Source organism: Rhizobium sp. TH2 (genome assembly GCF_024707525.1).
Lineage (GTDB): Bacteria > Pseudomonadota > Alphaproteobacteria > Rhizobiales > Rhizobiaceae > Rhizobium_E.
The window spans coordinates 1,720,392-1,738,516 of record NZ_CP062231.1 but is presented as its reverse complement, the minus strand read 5'-3'; the positions used below and the strand labels follow the sequence as shown (position 1 = coordinate 1,738,516).

20 protein-coding genes are annotated in these 18,125 nt (G+C 60.3%); 11 read left to right on the top strand and 9 right to left on the bottom strand.

Features of this window, described 5'->3' with window-relative positions:
• Positions 1–34: 34 nt before the first annotated feature.
• Together ndk and IHQ71_RS08755 are read right to left on the bottom strand one after the other, a co-directional pair.
• On the bottom strand, positions 35–457 hold the full coding sequence (gene ndk, locus IHQ71_RS08760) for a nucleoside-diphosphate kinase (protein ID WP_258161571.1): 423 nt from the start codon (positions 455–457) through the stop codon (positions 35–37).
• A 128-nt stretch (positions 458–585) separates the two neighbouring features.
• The gene (locus IHQ71_RS08755) at positions 586–1,278 is read right to left on the bottom strand and encodes a glutathione S-transferase family protein (RefSeq protein WP_258161570.1); all 693 of its coding nucleotides are present in this window, start codon (positions 1,276–1,278) and stop codon (positions 586–588) included.
• A 146-nt stretch (positions 1,279–1,424) separates the two neighbouring features.
• On the opposite strand from IHQ71_RS08755, the gene IHQ71_RS08750 reads away from it, so the two are divergent.
• The gene (locus tag IHQ71_RS08750; RefSeq protein WP_258161569.1) at positions 1,425–1,934 is read left to right on the top strand and encodes a DinB family protein; all 510 of its coding nucleotides are present in this window, start codon (positions 1,425–1,427) and stop codon (positions 1,932–1,934) included.
• A gap of 31 nt (positions 1,935–1,965) precedes the next feature.
• Here the strand turns inward: IHQ71_RS08750 and IHQ71_RS08745 are convergent, their stop codons facing one another.
• Positions 1,966–2,238, bottom strand: a complete 273-nt coding sequence (locus IHQ71_RS08745) for a hypothetical protein (RefSeq protein WP_258161568.1) — start codon at positions 2,236–2,238, stop codon at positions 1,966–1,968.
• 140 nt (positions 2,239–2,378) lie between these two features.
• Positions 2,379–3,413: a calcium-binding protein gene (locus tag IHQ71_RS08740; protein WP_258161567.1), complete on the bottom strand. Its 1,035-nt coding sequence runs from the start codon at positions 3,411–3,413 to the stop codon at positions 2,379–2,381.
• 203 nt (positions 3,414–3,616) lie between these two features.
• Between IHQ71_RS08740 and IHQ71_RS08735 the strand changes: the two genes are divergently transcribed.
• Complete coding sequence (locus IHQ71_RS08735; RefSeq protein ID WP_258161566.1) at positions 3,617–5,491, top strand: ABC-F family ATP-binding cassette domain-containing protein; 1,875 nt, start codon at positions 3,617–3,619, stop codon at positions 5,489–5,491.
• 9 nt (positions 5,492–5,500) lie between these two features.
• Here IHQ71_RS08735 and IHQ71_RS08730 read toward each other — a convergent pair whose 3' ends face one another.
• Both IHQ71_RS08730 and IHQ71_RS08725 read right to left on the bottom strand, forming a co-directional pair.
• Positions 5,501–5,929 carry a type II toxin-antitoxin system VapC family toxin gene (locus tag IHQ71_RS08730; protein WP_258161565.1) on the bottom strand — a complete coding sequence of 143 codons (429 nt, stop codon included), beginning with the start codon at positions 5,927–5,929 and terminating at the stop codon, positions 5,501–5,503.
• Entirely contained in the window at positions 5,929–6,177 is a 249-nt protein-coding gene (locus IHQ71_RS08725) for a type II toxin-antitoxin system VapB family antitoxin (protein WP_258161564.1), read from the bottom strand. The genes IHQ71_RS08730 and IHQ71_RS08725 overlap by 1 nt, the downstream gene beginning before the upstream one ends.
• Before the next feature lie 139 nt (positions 6,178–6,316).
• Between IHQ71_RS08725 and IHQ71_RS08720 the strand changes: the two genes are divergently transcribed.
• Positions 6,317–7,243, top strand: coding sequence for a Gfo/Idh/MocA family protein (locus IHQ71_RS08720; RefSeq protein ID WP_258161563.1), 927 nt, complete (start codon positions 6,317–6,319; stop codon positions 7,241–7,243).
• On the opposite strand, the gene IHQ71_RS08715 is transcribed toward IHQ71_RS08720, so the two are convergent.
• The gene (locus tag IHQ71_RS08715; RefSeq protein ID WP_258161562.1) at positions 7,240–7,692 is read right to left on the bottom strand and encodes a hypothetical protein; all 453 of its coding nucleotides are present in this window, start codon (positions 7,690–7,692) and stop codon (positions 7,240–7,242) included. The genes IHQ71_RS08720 and IHQ71_RS08715 overlap by 4 nt on opposite strands.
• A 336-nt stretch (positions 7,693–8,028) precedes the next feature.
• Between IHQ71_RS08715 and IHQ71_RS08710 the strand changes: the two genes are divergently transcribed.
• From IHQ71_RS08710 to IHQ71_RS08700, 3 genes are read left to right on the top strand one after another with little or no spacing between them, the layout of a single operon-like run.
• Positions 8,029–8,538, top strand: coding sequence for a TadE/TadG family type IV pilus assembly protein (locus IHQ71_RS08710; RefSeq protein ID WP_258161561.1), 510 nt, complete (start codon positions 8,029–8,031; stop codon positions 8,536–8,538).
• Complete coding sequence (locus tag IHQ71_RS08705; protein WP_258161560.1) at positions 8,538–9,131, top strand: TadE/TadG family type IV pilus assembly protein; 594 nt, start codon at positions 8,538–8,540, stop codon at positions 9,129–9,131. Before IHQ71_RS08710 ends, IHQ71_RS08705 begins: the two co-directional genes overlap by 1 nt.
• An 8-nt stretch (positions 9,132–9,139) precedes the next feature.
• Entirely contained in the window at positions 9,140–9,490 is a 351-nt protein-coding gene (locus tag IHQ71_RS08700) for a VOC family protein (protein ID WP_258161559.1), read from the top strand.
• Between the two features lie 18 nt (positions 9,491–9,508).
• Here the strand turns inward: IHQ71_RS08700 and IHQ71_RS08695 are convergent, their stop codons facing one another.
• Positions 9,509–9,955: a DNA polymerase III subunit chi gene (locus IHQ71_RS08695; protein ID WP_258161558.1), complete on the bottom strand. Its 447-nt coding sequence runs from the start codon at positions 9,953–9,955 to the stop codon at positions 9,509–9,511.
• Positions 9,956–9,966: 11 nt separating this feature from the next.
• Positions 9,967–11,463 carry a leucyl aminopeptidase gene (locus tag IHQ71_RS08690; protein WP_258161557.1) on the bottom strand — a complete coding sequence of 499 codons (1,497 nt, stop codon included), beginning with the start codon at positions 11,461–11,463 and terminating at the stop codon, positions 9,967–9,969.
• Positions 11,464–11,640: 177 nt separating this feature from the next.
• On the opposite strand from IHQ71_RS08690, the gene IHQ71_RS08685 reads away from it, so the two are divergent.
• From IHQ71_RS08685 to IHQ71_RS08665, 5 genes are all read left to right on the top strand, one after another.
• A complete protein-coding gene (locus IHQ71_RS08685; RefSeq protein WP_258161556.1) occupies positions 11,641–12,381 on the top strand; it encodes a phosphatase PAP2 family protein in 741 nt (246 codons plus the stop codon).
• A 65-nt stretch (positions 12,382–12,446) separates the two neighbouring features.
• A complete protein-coding gene (locus IHQ71_RS08680; RefSeq protein ID WP_258161555.1) occupies positions 12,447–13,622 on the top strand; it encodes an LptF/LptG family permease in 1,176 nt (391 codons plus the stop codon).
• Positions 13,622–14,710, top strand: coding sequence for an LPS export ABC transporter permease LptG (gene lptG / locus IHQ71_RS08675; RefSeq protein ID WP_258162783.1), 1,089 nt, complete (start codon positions 13,622–13,624; stop codon positions 14,708–14,710). Before IHQ71_RS08680 ends, lptG begins: the two co-directional genes overlap by 1 nt.
• Positions 14,710–17,088 (top strand): LPS-assembly protein LptD, encoded by a 2,379-nt coding sequence (locus IHQ71_RS08670; RefSeq protein WP_374989969.1) that lies wholly within the window; start codon positions 14,710–14,712, stop codon positions 17,086–17,088. Before lptG ends, IHQ71_RS08670 begins: the two co-directional genes overlap by 1 nt.
• Before the next feature lie 95 nt (positions 17,089–17,183).
• Positions 17,184–18,125 (top strand): peptidylprolyl isomerase, encoded by a 942-nt coding sequence (locus IHQ71_RS08665; RefSeq protein WP_258161554.1) that lies wholly within the window; start codon positions 17,184–17,186, stop codon positions 18,123–18,125.

Below are 18,125 nucleotides of genomic sequence, written 5' to 3'. Positions count from 1 at the left end.
CCAGTTCTCTAAGGCTTGAACCTCAGGACTTGAATCAGCCGACGACCTCGGTGCCCGAGAACCAGTAGGCGATTTCTTCGGCAGCCGTTTCGGGGGCGTCCGAACCGTGGACCGAATTTTCGCCGATCGACAGGGCATGGACCTTGCGGATGGTGCCTTCAGCGGCGTTGGCCGGGTTGGTGGCGCCCATCACTTCGCGGTTCTTGGCGATTGCGTTCTCACCTTCAAGAACCTGCACGATGGTCGGAGCCGACGACATGAATTCGACGAGTTCGCCGAAGAAGGGGCGATCCTTGTGAACGGCGTAGAAGCCCTCGGCTTCGCGGCGGCTCATCCAGACGCGCTTGGAAGCGACGACGCGAAGGCCTGCATCTTCCAGCATCTTGGTGATGGCGCCGGTGAGATTGCGGCGGGTTGCGTCCGGCTTGATCATCGAAAAGGTGCGTTCAATCGCCATTTTCAGGGTCCTTTGTCTTGGTTTCCTTGGGTGGGCGGCTCTTAACCGCCTTCCCAAGGGAAAACAAGGGGTCGAACGCGCAGCCGGCAATCACTGACGAGAATTTCATGCGATTGTCGCAACTGTGCTCAAGCAGCGGCAGCCATCTGCCTTCCTCGTCCGCCATGAAGGTCCAGGCAGCGCTCGAACCAATCGTAAACGGGATCGTCATCGCTCAGTATCGCCTTGGGCGAGGCCACCCTTGCCCATTGCAGCGCACCGAACAGAATGTAATCCGCGAACAACGGCGCTTCCCCGCCGATGAAGGGCTGATATTTGAGCATATGCCGCATGGGGTCGAGCCTGGGCCGGAAGGCGGCCAGCTCGGCCTCGTGTCCCGCCTCGATGTCTTCCAGAGTGAGCCCGAGCCTTTCTTCGCGGCTCGTCCTGAAATAGCTTTGATCGATGGGTGACAGGATGTCGTGGATGTCCTTGACGATGATCTTGACCAGCGCGGCCTGGATCAGCGTCTGCGCATAGCCTTCAATCATGCGGCTCAGCGCTTTGCCGCCTTCGCCATGGAAAAGGCTTGGTCGATCCGGATATTTTTCCTCGAGGTAGAGGGCGATGGCGAAACTGTCGCGCACCAGGTGACCACCGTCATCGAGCACCGGCACGGTCGGCGAGAATCCGCCCTCGATCGCCTTGATTGCCGTGAATGGCGTCGGCACTTCCGAGAAATCGAGGCCCTTGTGCGAAAGCGCCATGACGACCTTCCACGTATGAGGCGAGAACCGCCGACCGGGGTCGGCGCCGCAAAGCGAATAAAGAAGTCTGGTCATGGTCGTCTCCTCAATCTCGAAGCGCCGAATTGACCGCAAAAAGCAGGCCGCATCAATTCAATAAATGTTATCGCCGCCATCAACGATCGTCACTTGATCGCGCCGGCTACAGGCGATTAACTGGCGTGACCGCAGGGAGATCTATCATGAAAGACCATTTCGAGATGTTCGCCGCCTATAATCGCTGGGCCAACGAAACCCTCTATGCGGCCGCGGCCACGCTGACACCGGAGGAATTCGACTCCAATCGCGGCGCCCACTTCGGCTCGATGAAGGGCACGCTCAATCATCTGCTCTGCGCCGACCGGATTTGGATGCGGCGGTTCACCGGCGCGGGCGACGCGCCGGCAGCGCTGAACGTCATTCTATTTGAGGAGCTCTCGGCACTCGAAACGGCGCGCAAGGCGGAGGACGAACGGATCGCGGATTGGGTTGCAGGCGTCGAGGAAGAGTCACTTGGACAGAACTTCACATATACGCCGATCACCAATCCGCAATTGGTCACCCAGAAGCTCGGCTCGGCGATGTTCCACTTCTTCAACCACCAGACCCATCACCGGGGCCAGTGCCATATGATTCTGACGGGCCTGGGCAAGCCGAGCCTGATACTCGACCTGGTCTATTTCCAGCGGTTCGCCGGAAAGCAGTGGCTATAGCAGCACTATCCGGCACCGGTCGGCAACGGCCTCATTCGCTGTCCATCGTCGCACGGCGTTGAAAGTCCACGCTGACGACGTTGCCACGCAGAATGCGGGCGGGTGGTCGCATGTGGCGGCGGATTTCGTCCTCCGCCTTGCGCCGGTTTTCCTCGATCAACGCATCGATCGCTTCAGGATCGACGCGCGCCGCCCTGAGTTCGCAAACCTGTCGGTAGAGCTGGGCCACAAGCCTTGTGTAATACGCAATGCTTTGCTGGTGCTCCTCGCGGGAAATATATCGCTCCTGGAACCACTGGGTCATGGCGTTCACCTTTTCAATCGAACAGAATAACACCCGGATTCACGGGGTGTTCCGGAAGATTGCTTGAGTGGCTAAGAAACTCTAACTGCAGGCCTCTCGCGGTGTTTCTCTTTGCATCAGATTGTCTTTGCGTGCCCGCATCAGAGAACGAAATCGTCTTCTACAAGCTTGATCCGCCCCTTGAGCTCGATCATGAAATCGGCCTGGCCATCGGCGTCGACGGTGCCTTCGATGAAAGTCTTGTGGCCGGAGAAATAGTACCGCAACTCACCGGGTGTGTTGGAGAAATCGTCCTTGCCGATGAAGGTGAAGGCATCGTTGGCGCCGCCGATATTGGCATCGAGTTCGTTGAGGATGATCCTGTCGCCCTGACGGTGGCTGAAGTCCTGGATCAGGTCGCGGCCGCTCCGATCGACATGGGTGTCGTTCATGAGGTGGTAGATGAACTCGTCGCTACCTTTACTGCCTTTCAGGATGTCGCGCCCTTCGTCGCCAGCAAGCTGATCGGCCCTGGGGCCACCCGTGAGCCTGTCGTTTCCGACCTCGCCACTGATGATCCCAACAACGCGACCGCCGGTTCCGACATAGCGGTCGTTGGCGTCGCCGAAGATGATCCCGCCGTCGAACCTTCCGGAATTGATGATCGTCTGCCGGCCACTGGAGTCGGTACCGTCATAGGCATAATCCGCCTTGGAACTGATCTTTCCGTCGTTGACCAGGCGGAAATCTTCCTCGCCGTTGCGATAGATCGCGGCGGCCGATTGGCTTTCCGTGACAATCAGCCCGGTGTTGAACAGGCGTGAGGTCGTTCCCGTATCGTCGCCGTAGAGTGAAATCGCGTTCGTGCCGCCGCCGAGTTGGCCGTGGTTCCTGACCACGCTGTTGCTGCCATAGATGACCGCACCGCTGAATGTCGAACCGATCACCGATGCGTCCTCGGCGATCGTCAGCCGCTGGTTGGCGTCGAGTGCGCTGTCGCCCAATGTCATGCCGCCGATATGGCCGATGACATCGCCCTTGACGACGACCTGGTGGCCCGAGCCGGTTCCGATAATCACGACGTCGTCCAGGCTGTTGAGAAGCACCCCTTTTTTGACAAGCGCGTCATCGACGGCGCCGAGTTGGCCGATAACACCATTTTCTGAACGGTCGGTACCGAAAACCTGCAGACCCATTGCCATTCTCCTTCAATTTCTCGATGGACAAAGATGCTTGCTGCAAGGCGCAATCCAATCGCACCAGTCGGAGAAACCTACGCCCGCACTGCGCGCAAACCTGTTACCGGGGGAACACCGTTGCCGCCCTCAATCTGATCCGGGCGCCCCGATAAACCGCCCGGCCCCTTGCCTTCCCTGATATCCCGGTTATTGAGAGCGCCATGATAACGATTTCCAATCTTTCGATCCGGATTGCCGGACGCCTGCTGCTGGACGACGCCAGCGTTTTCATCCCCACCGGCTTCAAGGTCGGCTTCGTGGGAAGGAATGGCGCGGGCAAATCCACCCTGTTCAAGGTCCTGACCGGCGAGATGGTGCCGGAGGGCGGCGAAGTCTCCCTGCCGAAGAGCGCGCGCATCGGCCAGGTCGCCCAAGAAGCGCCGGGCACCGACGAGCCCCTCATCGACATCGTGCTTGCCGCCGACAAGGAGCGCGCGAGCCTGCTGGCGGAAGCCGAGACCGCCACCGATCCGCACCGGATCGCCGAGATCCAGATACGGCTTGCCGACATCGACGCCTATTCGGCGGAATCGCGCGCGGCCTCGATCCTCGCCGGCCTCGGTTTCGACGAGGCGGCGCAGCGACGCCCGGCCAAGAGCTTTTCCGGCGGCTGGCGCATGCGCGTGGCGCTGGCGGCGGTGCTCTTCGCCGAGCCGGACCTGCTTCTCCTCGACGAGCCGACCAACTATCTCGACCTTGAAGGCACGCTGTGGCTTGAGGATTATGTGCGGCGCTATCCGCATACAGTGATCATCATCAGCCACGACCGCGACCTGTTGAACTCGGCGGTCAATTCGATCGTCCATCTCGACCAGAAGAAGCTGACCTTCTATCGCGGCCCCTACGACCAGTTCGAGCGGCAGAAGGCGGAAGCCGAGGAGTTGCAGACAAAAGCGAAGGTCAAGAACGAAGCCGCGCGAAAACATCTGCAGAGCTTCATCGACCGCTTCAAGGCGAAGGCGACCAAGGCCAAGCAGGCGCAAAGCCGGGTCAAGGCGCTTGAACGCATGGGCACCGTGGCGGCCGTCGTGCACGATCATGTCCAGGGCTTCAAGTTTCCCGATCCCAAGAAGGAAGCCGCATCGCCGATCATCGCCATCGAGAACGGATCTGTTGGGTACAAACCCGGCCACCCGATATTGACCCGGATGAACCTGCGTATCGATACCGATGACCGCATCGCGCTGCTCGGTTCGAACGGCAACGGCAAATCGACATTCGCCAAGTTCATCTCCGGCCGGCTGAAGCCGGATTCGGGCGGGCTAACCGTCGCGCCGAGCCTCAAGATCGGCTTTTTCGCCCAGCACCAGCTCGACGATTTGAGGCCCGATGAAAGTGCGGTCGCGCATGTCCGCAGGCTGATGCCCGGCGATCCGGAGGCCAAGGTCCGTGCCCGCACGGCGCAGATGGGGCTTGCGACGCAGAAGATGGATACGGCGGCCAAGGATCTCTCGGGTGGCGAGAAGGCGCGGCTGCTCATGGGGCTCGCGGCGTTCGATGCGCCCAACCTGCTGATCCTCGACGAACCGACCAACCATCTCGACATGGACAGCCGCCGCGCGCTGATCGAAGCGCTCAACGACTATTCGGGCGCGGTGATCCTGATCTCGCATGATCGCTATCTGATCGAGGCAACGGTCGATCGGCTGTGGCTTGTCCGCGATGGAACCGTCAAGCCGTTCGAGGGCGACCTCGAGGAATACCGCGAAATCATTGTCGGCTCCTCGAAGAAGGGCAAGAAGAGCAAGCAGGAAGATGCGCCGCCCCCCGCTCCTGAGCCGACCAGAGCCGAGCCAGCCAAGCGGATCAATCCGACCGTTCTCAAGAAAAAAGTCGATGATCTCCACAACTTGATGGGCAAGATTGAGAGATTGATTCAAGGCATCGACAAGGAACTCGCCGATCCCTCGATCTTCACGAAGAACCCCAACAGGGCGGCGGAACTGGCCAAGGCGCGGGCGAACGCCGAGAAGAAACTCGCCGAGACCGAGGAAGAATGGCTGATGATGACGGCTGAGTTGGAAGCGGCGGAGTGACGCGGGTTTTCAGGCGAGGTCGGTCTGGGAGAAGTCGTTGCCTTTGTAGAGAAGCGGCACGTTCTGGGCTTTGGCGCAGGCATAGGAGAAACAGTCGCCCATGTTGAGAGCGGCCTTGTGGCCGACGACTTTGCCGAATGTCGCCGCGGCATGGAGGGCGCCATCACCGATCGCCGGTGTAATTGGAAGCTCGCGAACTCCGATCTCAGCCAAGTACCTTTCCAGCGCTTTGCTAGCTTCTGCCATCAGCACCGCTCTACGCTGCCCGGTCTCTCCGTTTCTTTCCCAATTCGAACGGGCGATCGCCATCGCGGCTTCGAACTTTACCATAGGAGAAATGTAGGTTGGCGAAGTCAGGTCTGCGATGCGCAGTTCCAACGCTGCGCCGTCGGCTTCCTCGTTGAAAATGGCGACGAGAACCGATGCGTCGAGGAACATCAGTTCTCGCCCCACATATCATCGAAAAAGGCCTTCTGATCGAAATCCGGGTTGGGCAAGAGCCCCTTAGTCCGCGCTTCCGCTCTAATCCGCTGAAGCCTTTCCTTGAGGGGAATTTCCGATTTCTTACGCTCAATCTCACTCTCGAGCGCCCTTCGTACGGCTTCGGTCTTGGTCGGCGCATTCGTCATCGCCTGAAGTCGCTCGGCAAGCGCATCGACTTCGCGATCCCTGATATAAAGCGCCATGAGCCGGCTCCTGCATATTCATTTTTTCTGATTTGAATATGCGCCTGACGTTCACCGATTGCAAGTCTTGCCACCCTTGCCTACGCTCGCCTTTATGCTAAAACGCCAGCCAAATAATCATACTTTTCGGGAGGAAACCATGGCACCTATCAAACTCGCGATCGTGGGCATCGGCAAGATCGTCCGCGACCAGCATCTTCCCGCCGTGGCCAAGAACGCGGACTACCAGTTGATCGCCGCAGCTAGCCGCAATGGTGTGGTCGATGGCATCGACAATTACAAGTCGATCGAGGAAATGCTCACTGCCAAGCCGGAGATCGAGGCGGTGTCGCTCTGCATGCCGCCGCAGTTCCGCTACGAGGCGGCGCTTGCCGCACTTCAGGCCGGCAAGCACGTGTTTCTCGAAAAGCCGCCGGGTGCGACGATTTCCGAGGTGCAGGATCTACAGCGCATCGCCTCGGCCAAGGGCGTTTCGCTGCTCGCCAGCTGGCATTCGCGCTACGCGCCGGCGGTGGAAGCCGCGAAATCCTTCCTCGCCGCCTCGCCGGTCCGTTCGATGACCGTGACCTGGAAGGAAGATGTTCGCCACTGGCATCCGAACCAGGCCTGGATCTGGGAAGCCGGCGGGCTCGGCGTGTTCGACCCGGGTATCAATGCGCTGTCGATCGTCACGCACATCCTGCCGAAGCCGGTGTTCCTGTCATCGGCGGTGCTCGAATTCCCCGAAAACCGCGATGCGCCGATCGCGGCCTCACTCAACTTCACCAATGCCGACAAGCTCAGGGTCGAGGCGGTGTTCGACTGGCGCCAGACGGGCAAGCAGACCTGGGATATCGAGGCGGTGACCGATCAGGGCGCGATGCGGCTTGCCGATGGCGGCGCCAAGCTCTTCATCGACGGCAAGCTTACATTCGAGAAGCCGGAGGAAGAGTATCCCGAGCTCTATCGCCGCTTCGCCGAGATCATCAAATCAGGCGCCAGCGATGCCGATATCTCGCCACTGACCCATGTCGCGGATGCCTTCATGCAGGGCAAGCGCAAATTCGTTGAAGCGTTTCACGACTAGCGGCTAGGTTCGAGGCCGTAGCAATGTGCGACCTCTGGATCTCTTGGCGCCGCCTGCCATATCTCCTCGTGGAAGTTGACCGCGTTGAAACGTGCCTCGATCTTGCTGACGACTTCTCGGTCGTCAGTGATGATCTCATAAAAACTACTGTCGATCGCGCGAATGATAACCCATTGCCTGCCATGAATGGCGGGCAGATAAGCCGTGAAGGCTCCCCAGATGACCTGAACGGTGTCCTGTGCGGCGGCCATAAGCGCTTTGCCGCTCACGGGTTCCCCGGTCTGGGCCATCGCTTCCAGTCTTTCGCCGCCGGGGCCGGTCGCATCAAAGCTCGGAAACCCAGCATCGACCGCTGACAGACTCCATGCTGCCTCGAGCGATCGCGGGGCCAGCAGAGCAAGAACGTCGCGCAAGTCGAACGAAAGCGCCGACCCGGCCGTATCGGTCACCCTTAGAATTGTCATTCCCCGCTCCAAAACAGTGCAACCCCGCAATCCAGAACAGATTTCCCGATAAATAACGGATCACTCTCAAAGTGAGCCGTTTCATTCCGGAACCCGGATCAATTCAACACCTTTGCTTAACCGAAACGCAAGGCTTGGGCGATAAGCTCCCGATCAATATTGCATCCGGAGTGAGTTCATGCGTCTCCAGGTCAACAGTTCGGCCGCCAGACCCGCACGCCCATCGTGTGGCGTATCCGGCTGCGCCGGAGCATCGATCCTCGACGCACATCCGGATGATATGGTCCGCCATGGACCGATAGCACGCGGGAGAGTGCGGGCATGAGGCTGTTGCACTCGTTGATCAAGGACAGGAAGGGCAGTGCCGCGATCGAGTTCGCGATCCTGGCGCTACCGTTTTTCGTCGTCATTTTCGCCATCGCCGAAATCGCGGTGATGTATTTCGTGGAATCCGGCCTTGATGCCGCCGTTCACCAGACGGTGCGGCAGGTGCGCGTCGGCGTCGCAAAGTCCGGTGCCTGGGACTCCAAGAAATTCAAGGACACTGTCTGCGCGAACCTGTCGCTCTCCTTCGGCTGCGCGACCAATCTCAAGGTGCGCGCCGTCGTGGTCACCGATATGGCATCGGTGACAAGGGTATCGCCGATCACCAATGGCGCGCTCAATGTGACGGAAGATTTCAACCTCGGAGACTCCGGAAGCTACGTGCTTGTGCAGGCTTTCCTGCCGTGGGATCCCGTCTTCAAGCTCTACCCAATCGCGTCGACACGGCTTTCCAACGGTTCCTACGTCCTCGGCTCTTCAGAGCTTATCAAGAACGAGCCATTCTGATGATGACACGATTGAAGAATGCGATCGTCAAGAGCCGGGTGTCTTTTCAACAGGCATCCACGCGTCTGCTACGCGACCGGAGCGGCGTCTCGGCGATCGAGTTCGTGCTGCTGTTTCCGATCCTGGTGACCATGATGGCCGGCACCGTCGATATCGGCCAGGCACTGACGGTCAGTCGCAAGATGAACCAGATCGCGTCGACGCTCGGTGACATGACCTCGCAGCAAGCGACATGGAAGGCGGCCGACATCGATGCCATCGTCGCAGGTGCTGCGACAATCATCGACCCATACAGCAAAACGGGCGTCAAGATCGAACTGGCAATCCTCGATATCGACGCGACCCTGAAGGCCAAGGTCAACTGGTCACGCGGCTACAATACTCCCGCGCTCGTCAAGGGTGTGGCGTCCCCTGTCCCCATCCCCACGAACATCGCCCAGTCTGGCGTGCAGCTCATCGCCGTCCGGGCGACATATTCGCTGCAGACGCCGTTCACGAAATTGCTGACCCCGGTCACAGGCGTTACATCCTACAATTACGAGAAGACCTATATCATGCGCCCCCGCACCGGTGAGGCGATTACCCTGGAGTAGGTCTCAGCATGGGCGTGCTCCGTATCGTCGCCAACCTGCTCGCACCGGACCCGGGGGCAGTAGCCGCTTTCTACCGCGATCTGCTAGACCTCGATGTGGTCATGGACCACGGTTGGATCGTGACGTTGGCTGCCGGCGGCAATATGGTGCCGCAGCTCAGTATCGGAAGCGAAGGTGGCGCGGGTGCGCCCATGCCCGACATTTCAATTGAGGTCGACGATGTCGATACGGTCTTCGCCCGCGCGGTGCATCGAGGACACGAAATCACCTATCCGCTGACTGACGAGGATTGGGGCGTCCGCCGCTTCTTCGTCCGGGATCCCTCGGGCAACGTGGCCAACATCCTGATGCACCTGTAACGCGGCACGACCAGCTGCTCAGGCCTTCTTCTCCCAGCGGCCATCATGGTTCTGCTGCCAGTAGGAGAGTGTGTGCCCCTGGCCCTTGAGGCGCTTCCACTGGCTTCGCGCGGACTGCACCTGGTCGTCGTCATGGCCGTCGAACATGAAGACCACGCGGTCGTAGTCCTGGAGTTCCGGCGGTTCGGCGCCATCGATGACGAAACGCACACCTGATTTGTTCTGGTTGGCGGCGCCCGAGGTCAGCAGGATCGGTTGACGATCGGCATGCGGGTCCTTGTCCATGCCATGCGGCAGGAAACTGTCGGGCCGGAAGGTCCACAGATGCGTGTCGAGCGCCTCGCAGCGCTCCTGGGTGGTTGTCTGGACCGTCACGCGCCAATTGCGCTCGATGCTGCGCTCGAGAAGCGCGGGCAGCGCGTCGTCAACCTTGGATTCGGTCAGGTGGTAGAACAGGATTTCCAATTCGTCTCTTCTCAACTTTCGTAATAAGTGCGCACCAGTTCATCCAGCAGCCGCACGCCATAGCCGGAGCCCCACGAAGTGTTGATCTCGTCACCCGGCGCGCCCATGGCAAGCGAGGCGACATCGAGATGAGCCCAGGGCGTTTCACCGACGAAGCGCTTCAGGAACTGGGCCGCGGTAATCGCGCCTGCCTGCCGGCTGCCGCCAGTGTTCTTCATGTCGGCGAACTTGCTATCGATCATTTTGTCATATTCACGGCCGAGCGGCATTCTCCACAGCTTTTCGTTGGAGCTTATGCCTGAGGCGAGCAGATTGGCGGCCAGTCGGTCGTCATTGCAGAACAGTCCGGCATGATAGCTGCCAAGCGCCACCCCGATGGCGCCGGTCAGCGTCGCGAGATTGATCATGAAGGCGGGCTTGAAGCGCTCATTGGTGTACCAAAGCGCGTCGCCCAGCACGAGCCGGCCCTCGGCATCGGTGTTGATGACCTCGATCGTCTGACCCGACATCGAGGTGACGATGTCGCCCGGGCGCTGCGCATTGCCATCCGGCATGTTCTCGACCAGGCCGATGACGCCGACGGCGTTGACCTTCGCCTTGCGGGCGGCGAGCACATGCATCAGGCCGGTCACGGCCGCGGCACCACCCATGTCGCCCTTCATGTCCTCCATGCCGGCGGCCGGCTTGATCGAAATGCCGCCGGTATCGAACACCACGCCCTTGCCGATAAAGGCATAGGTCTTGTCCTTCGGCTTGCCGCCCTTCCAGTTCATCACGACCAGCCTGGGCGGCCGCACCGACCCCTGCGCCACGCCGAGAAGCGCGCCCATGCCGAGTTTGCGCATTTCCTTCTCGGTCAGGATTTCGATCTCGACGCCGAATTTCTCGAGTTCCTTGGCCTTGGCGGCGAACTCCGACGGGCCAAGCACATTGGCGGGTTCGTTGACGAGATCGCGCGCCAGGATGACGCCGTCGGCCACGGCCTGCGCGGTCTCGAAGAAGCGCTTGGCGGTGATCGATGCCGAGACAACGACCGTCACGCGCACCGGTTTGTCCGAAGCACCGTTGTCGTCGTCGGACTTTTTCGATTTGTATTTGTCGAACTTGTAGCCGCGCAGGATCATGCCGAGCGCGAAATCAGCCGCCTGCTCGCCGGTGACGGTCAGGCCGGGTGCGTCGAGATAGATCACCGCTTTCTCCGCGCCGTTGAGGGCAGCGGCCGCTGCGCCGCCGGCTTTCAGCCAGTCATGCGCGGTCAGTTCGGAGGCCTTGCCCAATCCGATCGCGACCAGCCGGTCGGCGCCCGAACCTTGCGGGGCGAGAATATCGAGCTTGGCGAGGAGCTTGCCCTTGAACTTGGCGATTTTCGCGGCGCGCGGCAGGCTGTTGCCGGGATCGGCATTGTCGCCACCGGAGAACCCTTCCGTATCGAGCGCCTTGAGAACGACGGCCGCGCCGCCCGAAACCTTGGCGGACCGGGCGAAAGTGAATTCAAACCTCGATTTCATTACTGCTCCTGAACTTCACGCGCGTGATTCCCGCATATGGACCGAGCACGACTCATTGCAAGCAGCCCGGTATCGAGCGCTGTCATAGCCCTGTAACGCAGCGAGGTGAAGAAGAGTTCGCGGGATCGACAAGTCGATCCGCTTGCTGTGACAACGACGATCACCTCGGGGGCCTGCGTGATTCCGGACATCCGGCCTGAGAGGGACGCCATTTTCCTGGCGCGTTGCTTGCTCGCATGGCTCGTCATTTTCGTGTTCTTCCGCAATCTTCCGGGTCTGGACCTCGGTGTGACGACGCTCTTCTGCCGGGACGTCGCGACATCCTCCGGCCTGCTCTGCGAGGGCTTCGCGGCGCGCAAGAGCGGGGTTGCCGCGGCCTTTCGAAGTTTGTTCTACTGGATACCGGTGCTTGCACCCTTAGCGCTACTGGCAAACATCGCCTGGACCGGATTGCGCAGCGGCTGCGCCGATCGCGAAACCCTGCGGAGCAAGGCAATCCTGATCGGCGGCTTTCTCCTCGGGCCGGTTCTGATCGTCAATGGCCTGCTCAAGACCTTTTCCGGCCGGCCGAGGCCGCATGAGACGATCGAGTTCGGCGGAACGTTGCCCTTTGCGGCGGCGGGCGATTTCTCCGGCGCCTGCATTGCCAACTGTTCCTTCGTTTCAGGCGAGGCCGCCAGCGCCGGATGGCTGATCTGCCTGCTGCCGCTGCTCAAGGGGCGGTTTCGCACGGTTTTGGCGGCTGTCATCATCGATATATCGATTGCGACGCCCCTGCTGCGCGTTGCAATGGGCGGACATTATCCGTCCGACGTGGCTCTCGGCTGGATCATCGGGCTTGCAAGCCCTGCCGCTCTGTCGCTGCTGCTGATTTTCCGGCCGACCCGCATTTCTGCAACACTTGAACGGGCGCGGTAAAAGTGCCACATCCGGGGTCTTATGCCCCGATGGCGCTCAGGGGCGAGCACGCTCGCGGATCATGCATGAACCTGCTGGAAAACTATATCTTCGGCCGGATATTCCGGATGTTCGTCGCGGCGCTGATTCCAGTGCTGGCGATCATCTGGGTGACGCAGGTGCTGGGGCGAATCAACCTTGTCACCGATAGCGGGCAATCGATCGGTTCCTTCGTCGCACTCGCCACCTACATGCTGCCGACGCTGATCCCGGTTGTCATGCCCTTCGCCGTGATCATCGGCGTCACGCAGACGCTGCAAACGATGAACAACGATTCCGAACTTGCGGTGATCGACGCATCGGGCGCGCCGCGGCGAACGGTCTACAAGCCGGCGCTCATCCTCGCGGGCATACTCTGCATCGTCTCGTTCGGCGTCGACAATTTTCTCGAACCGGTCTCGCGCTACGGCATGCGCAAGACGATCGCCGCGACCTATGCCGACCTGTTGTCATCCGTCATCGAGGAAAAGGCCTTCCGCAAGATCGACGATGGCCTCTATGTGCAAATTTCCGAGCGGATGCAGGGCCGCGTTTTCAAGGGCCTGTTCGTGGCCGATTCCCGCGACCCACGCTTCGAGATGGTCTATTATGCCCGCGAGGGCGCGGTCGACGAGAGCGGCGGCACGCTGATCATGAAGGATGGCGAAATCCACCGCAAGATCGAGGGCCGCAGCGTCTCGGTCATCCATTTCGACTCCTATTCCTTCGACCTCTCCGAACTGTCGGCCTCGCGCGGACAGGCCACGCTGAGAGCCGGCGACCGCGACTTGGGCTTCCTCTTCAATCCCGATCCCAACGACCCATACTACAAGGAAAAACCGAATGATTTCAGGGCCGAACTGCACCGGCGCCTGACGGACTGGTTCTTCCCGGTGACCTTCGCGCTGATTTCGCTGATGGTCGCGGGCTCGGCGCATTCACATCGCGAGCGGCGGCTGCATCCGCTGATCTCGGCTCTGTTCCTGGCATTCGTGTTCCGCTGGAGCGCCTTCTATCTGGCCAACCGCGTCGAGGGCGGCATGAACTCGCCCGCGCCGCTCTATGCCTTCATGGTCGTCATCAATCTTCTGCTGCTCGCCGGCATCTATCGCAGCGTCACGCGGCTTGACCGCGACAGCCTGTTTCCACGCGTCGCCGACAGTTGCGCTCAGCTCTATGGCCGCCTCGTTCCCGGACGCGCAAAGAGCGGAGGTGCCGCTTGATCTTCACCGGCACGCTTTTTCGCTATTTCCTGCGGCGGCATCTGATGACCATCTTCTGGTTTCTGGTCGGCGTGACAGGTCTCGTCTACCTCGTGGATTTCATCGAGATCTCGTCGCGACGGGGCGACATTCCAGGCTTCACGCTCGCCGACAGCCTGTTCCTGACACTGATCCGCGTGCCGTCTATCCTGCAGCAGACGCTGCCGTTCATCATGCTTTTTGCCGGCATCACCACGCTTGTGTCGCTCAACCGCAAGCAGGAGATGGTGGTGACCCGCGCTGCCGGGATTTCGGTCTGGCAGTTCATGGCCCCCTTTATCACCGGGGCGATTCTCGTCGGGCTCGTCGGCCTGTTCGTGCTCAATCCGCTCGCGGCCGCCGGCATGCGCACGGCGACGATGATCGAAAACAATCTCAAGGCCTCGAAGCAGCTCGGCCGCAAGAATGAAACCATTCCCTGGCTGCGCCAGATCACCGCCGATGACGACGTGATCGTCGGTGGTGCGCGCGTCAGCGCCGATGGCACGACGATCGAGGACGCGGTCTTCATCCATTTCGGACCGGAGAGCCGAATCGTCCTCAGGCAGGACGCACGCCAGGCAAAGTTGAAAGATGGTTACTGGGAGCTTAACGACGTTACCGAGAACCGGCCGGGACAAATTCCGGCCTTGCTCAAGACGGTACAGGTCCGCACCAATCTGAAACGGGAGTTCGTCCAGGAGCGGCTCGCACGGCCTGAAACCGTTGCGTTTCTCGACATTCCCTCGAAAATCGAGGCCGCGAGGTCGTTCGGGGTGTCAACTTTCACGCTTGAATCGCAATATCACTCCCTCATGTCGATGCCATTCCTGCTCGTCGCGATGACTCTCATTTCGGCAACAGTCTCGTTAAAATTCAGCAGGTTCAACCAATCGCAGAGCATGATTTTCGGTGGCATCGTTTCGGGCTTCGTGCTTTATGTGATCACCGTGCTGATTAAAGCATTCGGTAGCAGCGGTGTTGTACCTCCGTTCGTTGCAGCCTGGATTCCGGTCGTGGTAGCAATGTTTCTCGGGTCCACCATTTTGCTGCATCAGGAGGACGGTTAGTGGCGGCAGGCAACCGCGGAGTAACAGGGGTGTTCGGCGGAGCGCTGCTTTCGGCAGTGGCCGCCTGCGGACTTTTTTTGCCCTCGTTCCAGCCTGCCTTCGCACAGAATGCGATCGAGCAGATGGCTGCAAAGCCGTCGCCTGATTCGAAGCTGCTGCTGACATCGTCCGAACTCATCTACGATCAGGATGCCAAGAAGATCATCGCCGTTGGCGGCGTGCAGATCAATTACGCCGGCTACAAGCTGGTCGCCAAGCGCGTGGAATACGACCAGGCCTCTGGCCGGATGATCGCGATAGGCGACATCGAGCTGATCGAGCCCAATGGCAACCGGGTCTATGGCGACAAGATCGACGTGACCGACGATTTTGCCAGCGGCTTCGTCGATGCGCTGAGGATCGAGACGACCGACAATACAAGGCTGGTGGCCGTCAGCGGCGAGCGCATCAATGCCGACGAAATGATCCTCAACAAGGGCGTCTACACGGCTTGCGAGCCCTGCAAGGAGCATCCCGAGAAGCCGCCGCTCTGGCAGATCAAGGCCGAGCGCGTCGTCAACAACGGCAAGACCCATACGGTCCGGCTCGAAAAAGCTCGCTTCGAACTGTTCGGCGCGCCTATCGCCTATATCCCGGTGCTTGAAGTGCCCGATCCGACGGTGAAGCGGAAGTCCGGCTTCCTGTTCCCGCGCATGTCCACCGCCGAAAATCTCGGCTTCGGACTGGCCATTCCGTACTACCAGACTTTGACGCCGCATATGGACGCGACGCTGACTGCCACCGGCTTCACCAACCAGGGCGTGATGTTCGACGCCGAATTCCGCCAGCGGTTCAGGCTCGGCACGCATACACTCAGGATCGCCGGCATCCACCAGCTGAGGCCCGGCGCGTTCACCAGGTTCACGTCGGATGCCCAGGTCGATCAGCGCGGCATGATCCAATCCAAGGCCGACTTCAAGATCAATCCGCGCTGGGCCTTCGGCTGGGACGTCATGGTCCAGTCCGACAACAATTTCGCCCGCACCTATTCGCTCGACGGCGTGGACGATCAGGTCCGCACCAACCAGGCCTACCTGACCGGGCTTGGCCATCGCAATTCGTTCGACATGCGGTCCTATTATTTCGATGTGCAGGACGCGGATCCGAACAGTCGCGACGAGAAGGAGCAGGCAGTCGTCCATCCGGTCTTCGACTACACCTATTATCATCCTGACTCGGTGCTCGGAGGACAGCTCTCCGTCGTCACCAATTTTACCAGTCTGAGCCGGACCACCACAGACCAATATGACCGGATCGAACGCATCGACGTTGCCGACCGTTTCCGCGGCCTTGCCGGCAATTTCAACCGCTTCTCGACGGAAGCGGAGTGGAAACGCACCTTCATCCTGCCTGGCGGTCTGGTGCTGACACCGCTCGCGGTTGTGCGTGGCGACGGTTTCCAGGTCAATATGAACCATCCCTCGGCGGCTTATCCCGGCGACTTCCATGACGGCAACAACGCCACCCGCAGCATGCTGACCGCTGGGCTGGAAGCGCGCTATCCGATCCTGATGACGACGGCCAATTCGAGCCACATCTTCGAGCCCATCGCGCAGATCTTCGCTCGACCCGACGAGCAACTTGCCGGCGGGCTGCCCAACGAAGACGCGCAGAGCTTCGTCTTCGATGCATCCAACCTCTTCGATCGCGACAAGTTCTCTGGCTTCGACAGGGTCGAAGGCGGAACGCGCGCCAATGTCGGCGCCCGCTATACTGGCACGTTCGACGCCGGCTATACGCTGCGTGGCGTCTTCGGCCAGTCGTTCCTGCTCGACGGCAAGAATTCCTTCGCGTCACCCGACCTGGTTTATGCCGGCGCGGATTCGGGCCTGGAAACGGCGAGTTCCGATTATGTCGGCGCCATGGGCGTGGAAATGCCGGTCGGGCTTTCCCTCGCGCTTGGCGGCCGGCTTGACCAGAAAACTTTGGATATCCGCCGGTCCGACGTGACTGTGGGCTACAATTCGAACTGGCTGCAGACCGAGGTCACTTATTCGCAGATCGCCGCGCAGCCGCTCTACGGCTATCCGACCGACAATGACGAAGTACAGACGGTCAGCGGCGTCAAATTCGACCAGAACTGGACCGTTTACGGCTCAGCGACCTGGGACATGGACGACAATGTGCTTTCGCGCCGGGGCATCGGCTTTGCCTATGACGACAGCTGCACCATTTTTGCGCTCGCCTTCACCCAGACGAAGGACCTCAACGACACATCGGCCAACGACTGGCAGATCGGTGCGCGGCTTTCCTTCCGCACGCTGGGCGACGTGAAGGTCGGCGACACCGCCGAGCCGACATCGATCGCCGGCCAGACCCTGTTGCCGGTGTTCCGGTAAAACAGTGCGATCTTGGGCGAATGACATTGTTTTGCCGCAAGTAATGTGCAATTCCACCACTTCACTATAAAAGCCCGAAGCAAGAGGTTGGATCCATGGCCAAAGTCCGTTCGCTTTATCTCGGCGCGGCATCCTTGCTGCTCGCGGCATTCATCGTGCCGCAGACCTTTGTTCCGGCACATGCCGAGCAGATCGCCGCCACCGTCAACGCGACCGTCATTACCAGTGGTGATGTCGCCAGGCGCGTCAATTTCCTGAAGCTGCAACGCGCCAAGGGCAACCTGAAGCAAGTGGCGACACAGCAGCTTGTCGACGAAGTGCTGCAGCGTCAGGAGATTATTCGGACCGGCACATCGGTCAGCACCGACGACGTCGATGCGGCCTTCGCCCGGTTTGCCAAGAACAACAACATGTCGACTGAGCAACTGACCGAGATCCTGAAACGTGCCGGCATCGGCGCCGCGCACTTCAAGGCCTATATCGGCGTGCAGATGAGCTGGCCGAAAACCGTCTCGGGCCGCTACGGCGGCGGCAACGGACGCATGAGCAATGAGGATTTCGTCGCGAAGCTGAAGGAAAACAACGGCCAGAAACCGAAAGTGACGGAGTATTTCCTGCAGCAGGTCATCTTCGTCGTGCCGGAATCCAAGCGCGCCAAGATCACCGGCAAGCGCAAGGCCGAAGCCGAGGCCTCCCGCAAGAGCTACCCAGGCTGTGCTCAGGCGAAGGTCTTCGCAGCCGGCTTCAAGGATGTGTCCATCCGTGACATCGGCCGCGTTCTGGAAGTCCAGCTTGCCGAAGCGCAGAAGAAACTACTTGCCGGCGTGCCTGTCGGCGGAACCACGACGACAACTGTCAGCGCAACCGGCGTTGAATACACCGCGATCTGCAAGAAGCGCGAGGTGAGCGACGATTTCTCGGCACAGGTCGCGTTCCAGTCGCAGGATCTCGAGAAGGCCAAGGAAGAGGGCGAGAGCCCCGATGCCAAGAAATATATGGACGAACTGAGGAAGATGAACGAGGTCACGATCCGCTGA